13 protein-coding genes are annotated in these 12,792 nt (G+C 72.7%); all 13 read right to left on the minus strand.

The features are described from left to right. Positions 1-20 precede the first annotated feature (20 nt). Positions 21-632 (minus strand): carbonic anhydrase, encoded by a 612-nt coding sequence (locus ACESM1_RS02050; protein WP_372617242.1) that lies wholly within the window; start codon positions 630-632, stop codon positions 21-23. A gap of 29 nt (positions 633-661) precedes the next feature. Next, positions 662-2,236 (minus strand): bifunctional phosphoribosylaminoimidazolecarboxamide formyltransferase/IMP cyclohydrolase, encoded by a 1,575-nt coding sequence (gene purH / locus ACESM1_RS02055; protein WP_372617244.1) that lies wholly within the window; start codon positions 2,234-2,236, stop codon positions 662-664. A 95-nt stretch (positions 2,237-2,331) separates the two neighbouring features. Continuing rightward, positions 2,332-3,156: a methyltransferase domain-containing protein gene (locus ACESM1_RS02060; protein WP_372617246.1), complete on the minus strand. Its 825-nt coding sequence runs from the start codon at positions 3,154-3,156 to the stop codon at positions 2,332-2,334. Positions 3,157-3,277: 121 nt separating this feature from the next. Next, positions 3,278-4,390, minus strand: a complete 1,113-nt coding sequence (locus ACESM1_RS02065; RefSeq protein WP_372617248.1) for a glycosyltransferase family 4 protein — start codon at positions 4,388-4,390, stop codon at positions 3,278-3,280. A gap of 116 nt (positions 4,391-4,506) precedes the next feature. Then, positions 4,507-6,165: a heparinase II/III family protein gene (locus ACESM1_RS02070; RefSeq protein WP_372617250.1), complete on the minus strand. Its 1,659-nt coding sequence runs from the start codon at positions 6,163-6,165 to the stop codon at positions 4,507-4,509. Between the two features lie 3 nt (positions 6,166-6,168). Further along, positions 6,169-6,840, minus strand: a complete 672-nt coding sequence (gene rpe, locus ACESM1_RS02075; protein ID WP_372617251.1) for a ribulose-phosphate 3-epimerase — start codon at positions 6,838-6,840, stop codon at positions 6,169-6,171. Between the two features lie 66 nt (positions 6,841-6,906). Further along, a complete protein-coding gene (locus tag ACESM1_RS02080) occupies positions 6,907-7,377 on the minus strand; it encodes an Lrp/AsnC family transcriptional regulator (RefSeq protein ID WP_372617253.1) in 471 nt (156 codons plus the stop codon). A gap of 128 nt (positions 7,378-7,505) precedes the next feature. Further along, positions 7,506-8,216, minus strand: a complete 711-nt coding sequence (gene trmB / locus ACESM1_RS02085; RefSeq protein ID WP_372617254.1) for a tRNA (guanine(46)-N(7))-methyltransferase TrmB — start codon at positions 8,214-8,216, stop codon at positions 7,506-7,508. A 162-nt stretch (positions 8,217-8,378) separates the two neighbouring features. Then, on the minus strand, positions 8,379-9,566 hold the full coding sequence (gene metK, locus ACESM1_RS02090; protein ID WP_372617256.1) for a methionine adenosyltransferase: 1,188 nt from the start codon (positions 9,564-9,566) through the stop codon (positions 8,379-8,381). A 155-nt stretch (positions 9,567-9,721) separates the two neighbouring features. After that, positions 9,722-10,492 (minus strand): 4-hydroxy-tetrahydrodipicolinate reductase, encoded by a 771-nt coding sequence (gene dapB / locus ACESM1_RS02095; protein WP_372617258.1) that lies wholly within the window; start codon positions 10,490-10,492, stop codon positions 9,722-9,724. A gap of 123 nt (positions 10,493-10,615) precedes the next feature. Next, on the minus strand, positions 10,616-11,467 hold the full coding sequence (locus ACESM1_RS02100) for a SirB1 family protein (RefSeq protein ID WP_372617260.1): 852 nt from the start codon (positions 11,465-11,467) through the stop codon (positions 10,616-10,618). A 145-nt stretch (positions 11,468-11,612) separates the two neighbouring features. After that, on the minus strand, positions 11,613-11,999 hold the full coding sequence (locus ACESM1_RS02105; protein WP_372617262.1) for a histidine triad nucleotide-binding protein: 387 nt from the start codon (positions 11,997-11,999) through the stop codon (positions 11,613-11,615). 168 nt (positions 12,000-12,167) lie between these two features. Continuing rightward, entirely contained in the window at positions 12,168-12,788 is a 621-nt protein-coding gene (locus ACESM1_RS02110; protein WP_372617263.1) for an FMN-binding negative transcriptional regulator, read from the minus strand. Positions 12,789-12,792: the final 4 nt, after the last annotated feature.

The following is a 12,792-nucleotide window of genomic DNA, read 5'->3' on the forward strand; positions in this document are numbered from 1 at the left end:
CGCCGGGAGTCTGCCACGGATCAGGCCGGCGCGAAGTCGCCCGTCGCCGTGTCCAGCAGCAGCAACCGGCCGGTCGCGACGCCGAAATGCGCGCCGCGCAGCTCCAGCCGGCCCGACCGCACCGCCTCGGCCACCCAGGGGAAGGTCATCAGGTTGGCGAGGGAGAGGCGCACCGCCTCCAGCTCGCCGAGTTCCTGCCGGTCCTCCACCCCCTCGCAGGCCAGCACCTTGCTGCGTGCCTCCGCGGCGATGCGCATCCAGCCGACGACGAAATCCTGTGCCTCCGGCGGCGCGCCTTCCAGCAGCGCGCGCACGCCGCCGCACAGCGCATGGCCCATCACCAGGATGCGCGAGACACCGAGCACGCGCACGCCGAATTCCAGCGCCGCGCTGGTGCCGTGATAGGCGGCGTCGGGCGCGTAGGGCGGCACCAGGTTCGCCACGTTGCGCACGACGAACAGCTCGCCCGGCGCGGCGGCGAAGATGGAGCCGGGATCAACGCGGCTGTCGGAACAGGCGATGACCATGGTGTGTGGCTTCTGGCCCTCTGCAGCCAGCGCCTCGAACTGCGCGCGCTGCTGCGGCCAGGTCTCGGCGCGGAACCGGCGATAGCCGTCGATCAGTCTCTGCATGGTGCCCCGGCGGGTAAGATGACGGCGCGTTAATGTCTGAAATGCCGCATGCCCGTCAACACCATGGCCAGCCCGGCCTTGTCGGCGGCGGCGATCACCTCGTTGTCGCGGATCGAGCCGCCGGGCTGGATCACCGCCGTGACGCCCGCCGCGGCGGCGGCCTCGAGGCCGTCGGCGAAGGGGAAGAAGGCGTCGGAGGCGACGACGCTGCCTTTCGCCAGGCTTTCGGGCAGGCCCGCCGCCTTGCCCGCGGCCTCCGCCTTCCAGGCGGCGATGCGCGCGGATTCCAGCCGGTTCATCTGCCCGGCGCCGATGCCGGCGGTGGCGCGGCCCTTGGCATAGACGATGGCGTTGGACTTCACATGCTTGCAGACGCGGAAGGCGAAGAGCAGGTCGGCAAGCTCCGCCGCCGTCGGCGCGCGCTGCGTCACGGTGCGCAGCATCCGTTCCGTCACGCTGCCGGTATCGCGCGTCTGCGCCAGGAAGCCGCCGGCGACGGACTTCACCAGCAACCCCGGCGCCGCCGGATCGGGCATGGAACCGGTCAGCAGCAGGCGCAGGTTCTTCTTCTTCGCGAAGACCGCCTTCGCGCCCTCGTCCGCATCCGGCGCGACGACGACCTCGGTGAAGATCGCCGCGATCCGCTCGGCGGCGGCGGCGTCCAGCGTCCGGTTCGCCGCGACGATGCCGCCGAAGGCCGAGACCGGGTCGCAGCGCAGCGCGAGGTCCCAGGCGGCGGAGAGATCATCGGCTTCCGCCACCCCGCAGGGGTTGGCGTGCTTGACGATGACGATGGCGGGCCGGTCGAACTCGACGACGCATTCGAAGGCGGCGTCGGTGTCGTTCAGGTTGTTGTAGGACAGCTCCTTCCCCTGCACCTGCTTCGCGGTCGCCAGGCCCGGGCGCGCGGTGCCGTCGGTATAGAAGGCCGCCTCCTGGTGCGGGTTCTCGCCGTAGCGCAGCGACTGGCGCAGCAGGCCCGCTACCGACAGGCGCTGCGGGAAGGTCTCGCCATTCTGCTGCGCGAACCAGCCGGAGATCGCGGCGTCATAGGCCGCCGTGCGGGCATAGGCGGCCTGCGCCAAGCGGCGGCGCAGCGCGAGCGTTGTGCCGCCGGCCTCCATCTCCGCGCGCACCTCGGCCAGCTGCTCGGGCTCGGTCACGACGACGACGCTCGCATGGTTCTTCGCAGCGCTGCGGATCATCGCCGGGCCGCCGATGTCGATGTTCTCGATGCAGTCGTCGAACGCCGCGCCCTTCGCGACGGTCGCCTCGAAGGGGTAGAGGTTCACCGCCACCAGGTCGATCGGCGCGATGGCGTGGCTCTGCATCTGCGCGAGATGCTCCGGCAGGTCGCGCCGGCCGAGCAGCCCGCCATGCACCTGCGGCACCAGCGTCTTGACGCGGCCATCCAGGATCTCGGGGAAGCCGGTGTGCTCGGACACGTCCTTCACCGGGATGCCCGCGGCGCGGATCGCGGCGGCGGTGCCGCCGGTGGAGAGGATCTCCGCCCCTTGCGCTGCCAGGAAACGGGCGAACTCGACGATGCCCGCCTTGTCGGAGACGGAGAGCAGCGCACGGCGGACGGGGATGCGGTCGGTCATGGCGATCTCGGAGACTGCTGCGGCGGCAGGCGGCCGGTGGAAGCCGCTCCTGCCACTCCATGCAGGCGGCGTCCAGCGCGCCCGGCGCCGCGCCGCTATGCAGGGCGGGTCGCGGTGGCGAGGATCGCCGGAATGCCGAACGCTACCTGGCCGGTTCCCGGCTGCACGAAGCCGGCAAGCCGCTGTTCCGCCTCGCGCAGCAATGTCGCGTATTGCGCCTCGTCGAGCAGCTCGGCCAGCGTCCAGCCCTTCACGTCGGTCTCCACCCAGGCCTGGATCGAGGGGAAGCGCGCCTCGCCCGCCACGCTTTCAATCTCGACGCCGGGAATGCCGGCCTGGTCGAACAGCGCGCGCAGCGCCGCCGCGTCGCCGAGCGCGAAAGGCGCGCGCAGCTCGTTCGCGATGCGGGGGCCGAACAGGTCGCGCAGCAGGGCGGCCATGGCGGCGTAGCCGGGGGACTGCTCCAAAGCGCCCCAGACCGCGACGGCCAGCCGCCCGCCGGGCTTCAGCACGCGCCACTGCTCGCGCAGCGCGGCGATGCGGTCCTCGAAGAACATCAGGCCGAACTGCCCGACCGCCGCGTCGAAGCTTGCATCGGCGAAGGGCAGCGCCTCCGCCCGGCCGAGCCGCCATTCGAGCTCCGGCGCGCGGCGCTCCGCCACCGCCAGCATGTCCACATTGCGGTCGAGGCCGACCACCGCGCCGCCGGGCGCCACCCGCAGGGCGGCCTCCCGCGCCAGGACGCCGGTGCCGCAGGCGATGTCCAGCACGCGCTCCCCCGGCGCGAGGCGGGCGGCCTCCGCCATCCGCGGGGCCCATTGCCGGAACAGCGCCGGCACGAAGAAGCCATCGTAGATCTCGGCCGCGCTGCGGGTGACCTGGCCCTTCAGGTCGCCGCCGGTCCGGGGTTCGCTGCCCATGGGTCGCCTCCCTCCGCCTGTGCGGATTGGCGGGAAGCCGGGTCGGGGTGGTCGCGGCAGGCCCCCGCCGCACGTCGCACGAGCTTGGGTGGCGCGCCTCGCCGCTTCAAGCGCGGCGCGCTCACACCCCGAGGAGGTCGATGGTGCGCGCGACGACCTTCGCCTCGGCGAAGCGCTCCAGCGCCCGCGCGCGACCGGCGGCGCCCATGCGCGCCCGCAGCGCCGCGTCACCGGCCAGGCGCGAGAGCGCCGCGGCCAGCGGCGGCACCTGCATCGGTGGCACCAGCAGCCCGGTTTCCCCCTCCACCACCTGCTCCCGCGGGCCGCGCACGTCGGTGGCGACCACCGGCAGGCCGGTGAGCATCGCCTCGATCACCGACATCGGCAGCCCCTCGAAATGGGAGGGCAGGCAGAAGACATCCGCCGCGGCGAGCAGGCGCGACACGTCCTCGCGGTAGCCGAGCCGCACCACGCGCCGCCCCAGCGCCTGCGCGGCGCGGGCGAAATGCGGCTCGAGGTCCTCGCCATGGTCCGTCGGCAGCCGCTCGCCGACCACCCAGAGCACGCAATTCGCGGGCGCCGCGCGCATCGCGTCGAGCAGTTCGGGATGGCCCTTGTGGCGCACCAGGCGGGAGACGGCGATGACGACGCAATCGCCCTCGCTTGCGCCGAGCTCCGCACGCAGCGCCGCACGCGCGGCGGGGTCGGGGCGGAAGCGCGCGGGGTCGCGCCCGTTCAGCACCGGCACCGGATTGCGATGGATGCCGAGGCGGCGCGCATCGCCGGCCTCCTCCTCGCTGACGGTGAGCAGCACGTCGGTGAGCCGCCCGCCGAGACGCTCCATCGCCAGCGAGAGCCTGCGCCGCCACCACGGGCCGGGCTGGTTGAACAGGAAGCCGTGGCAGGTATAGGCGACGCGCGGCACGCCGGCGATCCGCGCGGCGAGGCGTGCCAGCAAGCCGCTGATCGGCATGTGGGCGTGGACGAGATCGGGTTTCTCGCGGCGCATCAGCGCCACCAGCGCGATCAGTGCGCGGGCCTGGGCGACGGGGTTCAGGCTGCGCGCCATCGGCACGGCTTCGATGCGGAAACCTTCCGCGCGCGGGGCGGCAAGCAGCGGGCCCTCGGCGCAGGCGCCGACCACCTCATGGCCGCGCTCGCGCAGCGCGCGCATCAGCGGCACCAGGAAGTGGACCAGCGAGAAGTCCACGTTCACGACTTCGAGGATTTTCATGATGCCCTCAGGCGCCGGGCGGCCGCTCCGCGGCCTTGGCTTGCGCGCCTACGCGCTGTCGCACAAGGCGGAGCGGTTGCCATGCGCGCGGGACCACTCCGCGGCCCGGCAGCTTGTCATTCCGCCGTCTCGCCCGCCCCCGGCCCCTGCATGCTCACGCGGCTGATCGCCCATTGCACGCTGTTGGCACCGGCTTCCGCGTGCAGCGCCACCTGCTGGCTGCGGCGCGGCTCGGCGGCGAGGTAGATGCTCTCCTCGATCGCCACGCGCGCGCCCTTCCCGCGCAACCGCCAGCCGACGCCCGACGGCAGCCGCAGCAGCACGCCGGCCTCGTCCTGCTGCAGGCTGGCGACCACCGCGGGATGCAGGTGGAAGCGCACCGCGAAGCCCGGCACCGGCACTTCCCGCTCGGCCTCCAGCAGATCCTCGCCGCGCAGATCGTCGCCGGATTCCGAGAGATACAGCCGCCGCCGATGCCGCATGCCGAACTGGCGCAGCCAGCCATCATGGGCGCATTCCAGCCATTGCGCGCCATTCGATTCCTGCCGGTCGGCCTCCACGTCCTCGATGCGGCGGCCGAGGCCCTCCGGGCGCAGTTCGGAGGAGTTGGTGTCGGCCAGCACCAGGGTGGAATGGGCGGCGGTGGCGCGCATCGCATCGCGCCACTCGCCCTCCGCGGCCGGCGCGGCACCGCAGTTCACGATCAGCCGGTCGCGCCCGATCGACATCTCGAAGCTCAGCGTGCCGGCATGGGCGAAGCGGTCCGCGCCGCGCGGCAGGCCGCCCGGCGCAGCATCCCGCCGCGCGGAGGGCGGCGCGCCGCACTCCACCAGCACCAGCGTGCGGCCGGCGGCCAGGCGGTGGAAGCCGGTGTCGGGCAGCGCCGCCGGGGCGCGGCCTCGCGATTGCGCCTGGGTCAGCACCAGGTCGAGCATCGCCGCCGGCTCCTCGCGCGTGCCGTTGAACAGCGCGAGCCCGCCATCGGCATGGCGCAGCAGCCGCAGCGCCGGCGCCGCGCGGTCCAGCGCGGCGGCGAGCTGCGGCGGCGCCTCCACCCCCGTGCCGTGCAGCAGGTTGCGGATCTCCACCAGGTCCTGGATGGCCGCCAGCAGCTGCGTCGGGCTCCGCTCGACATGGCCGCCATCGGGGTGGAACTGGCGTTCCAGCTCGGCCGGCAGGAAGCGCACGCAGCGGGCGAGCCAGGTCTCCTCCTCCAGCGCCACGGCGGCCGCCATGCCGCCCTTCAGCGCCACCAGCGCGCCGCGATGCGCGGCCTCGGCCGGCAGGCCGGCGACCACGCCGCGCGCATCCTGCGCCATGCGCTGCATCAGCTGCCGGCGCAGCCCGTCCTCGGCGGTGGCGGCGAGGAAATCCCAATGGCCGAGCCAGGCCGAGATGCGCGCCGCCGCCACTTCCGGCGCCTCGGCCAGCGCGTCGTGGTTGAGGCGGAGCCAGTCGGCGGTCAGCGCCCGGCCGCGCAGCCTTGCGGCATCGGTGCCGAGCGCGCGGAGGTCGCGCAGCCAGGCGAAGCCATGCGCCGCCGCGCGCCAGGCGGGGGTGCCGCCGGCGGGGCCCCAATCCTGCGCGCCATCGGCCTCGGCCGGGCGCAGCGGGCGGACGGTGCCCATCACCTCGAACTCGCCGCGCAGCAGCCTCGCACCGCGGGCGGCATCGCCGGGCCAGAGGTCGCGGAAGGCACGCGAAGGCCCGTCCGGCACCTTGATCGGCTTGAGGTTGGCGAGGATGCGGCGGGCGCCGCGCAGGATCCCTTCCATCGGTTATGTGCCCCCCCGCAAGCCCGCGATCGCCGCAGCATAGTCGCGCGCGCCGAACACCGCCGTCCCGGCAACGAGCACATCCGCGCCAGCTTCGATGCAATCCCGCGCGGTCTCCGCCGTGACGCCGCCATCCACCTGCAGCGCGATGTCCCGCCCGGTGCCTTCGATCATCGCGCGCAGCGCGGCGATCTTCGCCAGCTGGCTGCGGATGAAGGATTGCCCGCCGAAGCCGGGGTTGACCGACATCACCAGCACCAGGTCGCAGAGGTCGAGTACCGTCTCCACCGCCGCGAGCGGCGTGCCGGGGTTGAGCACCACGCCGGCCTTCTTGCCGAGCGCGCGGATGGTCTGCAGGGAGCGGTGCAGATGCGGCCCGGCCTCCGGGTGCAGGCTGATCAGGTCGGCCCCGGCCTCGGCGAAGGCCGCGAGGTAGGGGTCGGCCGGGGCGATCATCAGGTGCACGTCGAAGGGGATGGCGGCGTGCTTCCGCAGGGCCTTCACCAGCCCCGGGCCGAAGGAGATGTTGGGCACGAAATGCCCGTCCATGATGTCGAGGTGCAGCCAATCCGCGCCGGCGGCCTCGATGGCGCGCAGCTCCTCGCCCAGCCGCGCGAAATCGGCCGCGAGCAGGGAGGGGGCGATGCGGATGGGGCGGGCGCGTGGGTCTGGCATGGGGCTTCGGTTCTAGACCTCATGCGGGGCGGGCGGAACCGCCGGCCGGGCTTGAATCCGCCTTCGTCAGATCGGCAGCGCGGTGGTGCCCTTCACGCGTTCCATCGCGAAGCGGCCGGTGACCTTGCGCAGCGCCGGCACGGCGGCGACGAAGCGGCGGTAGAAGCCGTCATAGCCGGCCATGTCCGGCACCACCACGCGCAGCAGGTAATCCACGTCGCCGCCGAGGCGCCAGCATTCGACGATCTCCGGCAGGCTCTCCACCGCCTGGGCGAAGCGGGCGATCCAGTCGGCGGAGTGGTCGCCGGTCTCGACCGCGACGAAGACCGAGATCGGCAGGCCGACGCGGGCGGGATCGACCAGCGCGACGCGGCCGGTGATGACGCCCTGCTCCTCCATGCGCTTGATGCGCTTCCAGCAGGGGGTGGGGGTGAGGCCGACTTCCTGCGCGATCTCCGCCAGCGAGCGGGCGGCGTCCTGCATCAGCAGGCGGAGGATCTCGCGATCGATGCGGTCCAGCTCCGCGGCTGCGGCCATGATGCGTCTCCGTTCCCGGGATCCGGCAATTTCGGCGCGTTCATAGCAGGATGATCTTTCTGTGCCAGGGTTGCCCAGGCCGGACAGAAAAGATTTCCATGGCTGGGGCGCGGTCCGGCCCGGCGGCTTCAGCGCCGCGCGAAGATCCAGTAGCGCGGCCGGCGCCCCTCGCGCAGCGCCTTCGCCTCGTAGCGCGTCCCGGGCCAGCCGGCGGGGCGCGCCTCGTGGCGGGCGGCCAGCGTGAAATCGGCGGCGGCGCCCATCACCTCCTCCACCCAGTCCTGGTAGGTCGGGTCGTCGGAGGCGATGCGCCATTCGCCGCCGGGCCTCAGCGCGCGGGCGACCAGCGGCAGCAGCGAGGGATGCACGAAGCGCCGCTTGGCGTGGCGGGATTTCGGCCAGGGATCGGGGAACAGCAGGAACAGCCGGTCCAGCGCGCCTTCGGGCAGCGCGCCGAGCAGGTGGCGCGCATCCTGCGGCCAGAGGCGGAGGTTGCGCGGCAGCGCGCCGGTGGCCTCCTCGCCTTCCGCGACCAGCCGCGTGAGCAGCGAGCAGAGGCCGTTCTCGAACACTTCCGAGGCGATGTAGGCGACCTCCGGATGTGCCGCGACCTGTTCCAGCGCGTGCTCGCCGCCGCCGAAGCCGACCTCGCACCAGAGCGGCGCGCCCGGCATGCCGAAGGCGGCGCGCGGCTCGGCGGCCTGTCCGGCGGTCAGGCGCAGGCGCGGCAGGGTGATGTCGAGCAGGCGCTGCTGGCGCGGCCGCAACGGATGGCCGCGGCGGCGGCCATAGAGGCGGTCGGGCACGCCCTCGGCGAGGGGCGGTCGGTCGGCGGTCATGAGAGGTCCATCAACGCGAAGGGCGGCGGGTTTGCACCCACCGCCCTGACTCCATCCCCGGCGCGCGAAGCGCGCCCGCGCGCAGGACACGTTCCGGCTGAAGAGCTCCAGCGCGTCGGCGCGGAAGCCAAGCGCGCGGAGCGCGCGCCCGGCGTCCGAGGGCTAACGATTGAACGCCCGCTTCAGCTCGTCGGCCAGGTCGGTCTTCTCCCAGGTGAAGGTACCCTTCTCCGCATCCGGGGTGCGGCCGAAATGGCCATAGGCGCTGGTCGGCACGTAGATCGCGCGGTTGAGGTGCAGATGCTCCCGGATGCCGCGGGGCGAGAGATTCATCAGCCCGTCCACCACCTTGGCGAGCTTCGCCTCGTCCACGTCGCGGCCGGTGCCGTGCAGGTCGAAATAGACCGAGAGCGGCTTGGAGACGCCGATCGCGTAGCTGACCTGGATGGTGCACTTCTCGGCGAGGCCGGCGGCGACGACGTTCTTCGCCACGTAGCGCGCGGCATAGGCGGCCGAGCGGTCCACCTTGGTCGGGTCCTTGCCGCTGAACGCACCGCCGCCATGCGGGGCCGCGCCGCCATAGGTGTCCACGATGATCTTGCGCCCGGTCAGGCCGCAATCGCCGTCCGGGCCGCCGATCACGAACTGGCCGGTCGGGTTCACATAGAACTCATGGTCGTCGCACATCCAGCCCTTGGGCAGCGTGCTCTCGACGATCGGGCGCAGCAGGCGCTTGATCTCGGCCTGCTCCATGCCCTCGGCGTGCTGGGTGGAGACGACGATCGAGGTGGCCTGCACCGGCTTGCCGTCCACGTAGCGCAGCGTCACCTGGGACTTGGCGTCGGGCAGCAGCCCCTCGACGGCCCTGTCCTTGTTGCGGCGCATCTCGCTGATGCGGCGGAGGATGGTGTGGGCGTAGTAGAGCGGCGCCGGCATCAGGTCCGGCGTCTCGGTGCAGGCATAGCCGAACATGATGCCCTGGTCGCCGGCGCCCTCGTCCTTGTTGCCGGCGGCGTCCACGCCCATCGCGATATGCGCGGACTGGGCGTGCAGGTGGCAGGCGATCTCGGCGTTCTGCCAGTGGAAGCCGTCCTGCTCGTAGCCGATGTCATGGATCGCGAGGCGGGTGAGGTGCATCAGCAGTTCGGGCGTGACGCTGCCGGGGCCGCGCACCTCGCCGGCGAGGACCACGCGGTTGGTGGTCACCAGCGTCTCGCAGGCCACGCGGGAATAGGGGTCCGCGGTGAGGAAGGCGTCCAGCACCGTGTCGGAGATGCGGTCGGCCACCTTGTCGGGATGGCCCTCGGAGACGCTCTCCGAGGTGAACAGGTATTCACCCGTATCGCGCATGGCGTAATTCGGCCTCTTGTCGCGGAGGGCCGGAAGGAGCCGGCCTGGATTCAAGGCCCCGGCGGATCCGGGACGGGCGCGTATCGCAGCGGAGTTGGGCAGGGTCAAGGCAGGCGCGGCGCGCCCGCGGCCGGATTGCCGCCCGCCGGCCGAGGCTACATCCCCAGCACGTCCATCATCGAATAGAGCCCGGGCTTGCGCCCCTGCAGCCACAGCGCCGCGCGCACCGCGCCGGTGGCGTAGGCGCGGCGGTCGAAGCTGCGATGGGTGAGCGCGATGTGTTCCGTTGCGCTGGCGAACAACAGCGTGTGCTCGCCCACCACCTGCCCGCCGCGCAGCGCGGCGAAGCCGATGGCGCCGGTGGCGCGCGGCCCGGTATGGCCGTCCCGGCCGCTTTCCGTGCCGGCTTCCTCCAGCGTGGTGCCGCGGCCCTTCGCCACCGCGCGCCCCATGGCGACGGCGGTGCCGGAGGGCGCGTCCACCTTCTGGCGGTGGTGCATCTCGACGATCTCGGCGTCGTAGGCGGCGCCGGGCAGGGCGGCGGCCATCTTCTCGGCCAGCGCCAGCACCAGGTTCACGCCGGGGGCGAAATTGGCGGCATAGACGACGGGGATCTTCGCCGCGGCCTCCGCCACCGCGCGTTCCTGCGCGGCGTTCAGGCCGGAGGAGCCGAGCACCAGGCCCTTGCCCGCGGCCGAGGCGAGCAGGGCGTGCGGGGCGGCTTCCTCGGCGTGGGTGAAATCGATCACGACATCGGCAGCGGCGAAGAGGGTGGCTGCATCGGGCAGCACCTTGGCGCCGGATGGCGGGGATTTGGTCGAGCCCGGGCGCAGCGTGCCGCCGGCGAGCGTCGCCCCGGCGGCGGTGACCTCCTCGGCCAGCAGCCGGCCCATGCGGCCGGCGATGCCGGCAATGCCGATGCGCATCGGCGTTCCTCCCCAACGGACGACGGAGGCTTCGCGCGCGCGGCGGGCAGGGTCAAGGCCATCGCCGGAACCGCGGCAGGCGCCGCAAGGCGGCCCCGGCGCACGGGGCAGCAGGCGCTCTGCCTAGTTCAGCCGCTGCCGCAGTTCCTCCAGCAGCCCCCGCACGCGGGAGGCCTGCGGGCCGTCGGGCGAAAGCGCGAGGAAGCGCTCCAGGCTCATGATCGCCGCGGTGATGTGGCCGAGCCGCTGGTGCATCAACCCCGCCTCCCGCCACAGGGAGACCGCGTCTGGCGCGATGCGCAGCATGTCCTCGGTGCAGGCGACGGCGCCGGCCATGTCGCCTTCGCGCAGCCGCCGCAGCTTGATGTTGTTCTGCAGCCGCAGCAGCACCGCGCGCTTGCTCATCGGCGCCAGCGTGTCGCGGCCGAGTTCCGCCGTCTCGCCGGCGAATTTCTTCAGCAGCGCGCGCAGGTCCCGTGCATCCAGCGGTTCGCCGCCGCCGAACACGTCCACCACCACCTGGCCGCGCCCGGCCAGCGCCACCAGGAAATGGCCGGGGAAATCCACGCCATGCGCCTCCCACCCCGCCGCCTCCGCCGCATGCAGCCAGAGGACGCCGAGCGCCACCGGCAGGCCGCGCCGGCGCTCGATCACCTTCAGCAGGTTGGCGTTCGACAGGTCGTCATAGGTCTCGGCGTCGCCGGTGTAGCCGAGCTGCCCGTGGAGAAGCTCGGCCAGCGCGGCGCGGCGGCGCAGCAGGTCGCCGGCATCGGCCTCTGGATCGGCGGCGGCGGCTTCGACCGCGGCGCGGGCGATGTCGGTCAAATGCTGGTTCGCCGCCTGCCAGTCCGCCGCCGGCTGGTCCACGCGCGCGAGCTGCAGCGCCACCGCGGCGATGTCGAGTTCGGCATCCGGCAGCCGGCCGGCGGCTTCCAGCGCGGCACGGGCTTCGAGCAGCGGGTTGGTCATCGCCATGGGGTCGCGCGTATCACGCGCGCGGTCAAGCGATGCGGATCACGCGCGCGGTCAAGCGATGCGGATCACGCGCGCGGTCAAGCGATGCGGATCACGCGTGCGGTCAAGCGATGCGGATCACGCGCGCGGCCAAGCGATGCCGCGCTCAAGCTTCCGCTTTCGGCACCATCCGCCCGACGCGGCGGCCGCCGAAGATATGTACGTGGAAATGCGGCACTTCCTGCCCGCCATCCTCCCCCATGTTGGACAGGATGCGATAGCCGCCACCCTCCAGCCCCTGCTCCTTCGCCACCTGGCCGATCAGGCGCCAGAAGCCGGCGATCTCGGCCTCGCTGGCGCTGGCGCTGAAATCGGCCACCGAGACATAGGCGCCCTTCGGGATCACCAGCACATGCACCGGCGTCTGCGGGTTGATGTCGTGGAAGGCCAGCGCGTGCTCGTTCTCGCCCGCCTTCCGGCAGGGGATCTCGCCGCGCAGGATGCGGGCGAAGATGTTGTTCGGGTCATAGGGCGGCAGGCCGGTCACGCGCATCGCTTTGCTCCCTCCTCGGCGGCCCATCTGTGCCGATGCCGGGCGCGTGCGGCAAGCCGGGCCCTGCCAGAGCGCCGGGATGCGTCCTTGCCTCGTGTATGGTCACGATCCGCAACGGCGGAACGCCGGCTCGACCGGAGGTTGGCCGGCAGGTGCGCGCCGCGCTGGTCAGGGCTTGGCCAAGCCGTTCGCCTCCCGCAGCGCCGCTGCCGCCGCATGCTCGCCCCGTGCTTCCAACGCCGCGGCCACCGCGACGCGATCGGCCAGCGGGCGGTTCTGGCTCTGCTTGCGCTTGGCGGTCCATTCCGCGACCTCGATCGAGACGCCGACCACGCCCTTGAACATTCCGGCCATGTAGGCGGCGGGCTGGGCATCCATGTCGAAGCCCGGCACGGGCTCGTAGCGGGCGGCGAGGCTGCGCATCTGCACCGCGATCGCCTCCGGGTCCTCGATCAGCGTGGCGTGGCCGCGCGCCTGCACCGCGTCGTAGTTCCAGGTCGGCACCGCGGGATGCGCGCCGTACCAGGCCGAGGAGACATAGGCATGCGGCCCGCGGAACATCGCCACCGCCTCGGCGCCCGCGCCTTCGAAGCTGCGCCAATGCGGGTTGGCGCGTGCGAGGTGGCAGAGCAGCCGCGCCGGCTGCCCGCCCTCCGGCCGGACCAGGTGGAAGGGCAGGTGCGAGACGGCCAGCGGCGCGCCGCTGACCAGCATCCCGAAATCGTTGGCCTCGACGAAGCCGAACATCCAGTCGGGGTCTTCGATGCGGAAGACAGGCGGGGTGTACATCGCA

Origin of the sequence: Falsiroseomonas sp. (genome assembly GCF_041690465.1) — a bacterium.
GTDB lineage: Bacteria > Pseudomonadota > Alphaproteobacteria > Acetobacterales > Acetobacteraceae > Falsiroseomonas.

Coding starts and splice junctions, on each gene's coding strand:
- ACESM1_RS02050 (WP_372617242.1), bottom strand. CDS start 632: ATGCAGAGACTGATCGACGGCTATCGCCGGTTCCGCGCCGAGACCTGG.
- purH (WP_372617244.1), bottom strand. CDS start 2,236: ATGACCGACCGCATCCCCGTCCGCCGTGCGCTGCTCTCCGTCTCCGAC.
- ACESM1_RS02060 (WP_372617246.1), bottom strand. CDS start 3,156: ATGGGCAGCGAACCCCGGACCGGCGGCGACCTGAAGGGCCAGGTCACC.
- ACESM1_RS02065 (WP_372617248.1), bottom strand. CDS start 4,390: ATGAAAATCCTCGAAGTCGTGAACGTGGACTTCTCGCTGGTCCACTTC.
- ACESM1_RS02070 (WP_372617250.1), bottom strand. CDS start 6,165: ATGGAAGGGATCCTGCGCGGCGCCCGCCGCATCCTCGCCAACCTCAAG.
- rpe (WP_372617251.1), bottom strand. CDS start 6,840: ATGCCAGACCCACGCGCCCGCCCCATCCGCATCGCCCCCTCCCTGCTC.
- ACESM1_RS02080 (WP_372617253.1), bottom strand. CDS start 7,377: ATGGCCGCAGCCGCGGAGCTGGACCGCATCGATCGCGAGATCCTCCGC.
- trmB (WP_372617254.1), bottom strand. CDS start 8,216: ATGACCGCCGACCGACCGCCCCTCGCCGAGGGCGTGCCCGACCGCCTC.
- metK (WP_372617256.1), bottom strand. CDS start 9,566: ATGCGCGATACGGGTGAATACCTGTTCACCTCGGAGAGCGTCTCCGAG.
- dapB (WP_372617258.1), bottom strand. CDS start 10,492: ATGCGCATCGGCATTGCCGGCATCGCCGGCCGCATGGGCCGGCTGCTG.
- ACESM1_RS02100 (WP_372617260.1), bottom strand. CDS start 11,467: ATGGCGATGACCAACCCGCTGCTCGAAGCCCGTGCCGCGCTGGAAGCC.
- ACESM1_RS02105 (WP_372617262.1), bottom strand. CDS start 11,999: ATGCGCGTGACCGGCCTGCCGCCCTATGACCCGAACAACATCTTCGCC.
- ACESM1_RS02110 (WP_372617263.1), bottom strand. CDS start 12,788: ATGTACACCCCGCCTGTCTTCCGCATCGAAGACCCCGACTGGATGTTC.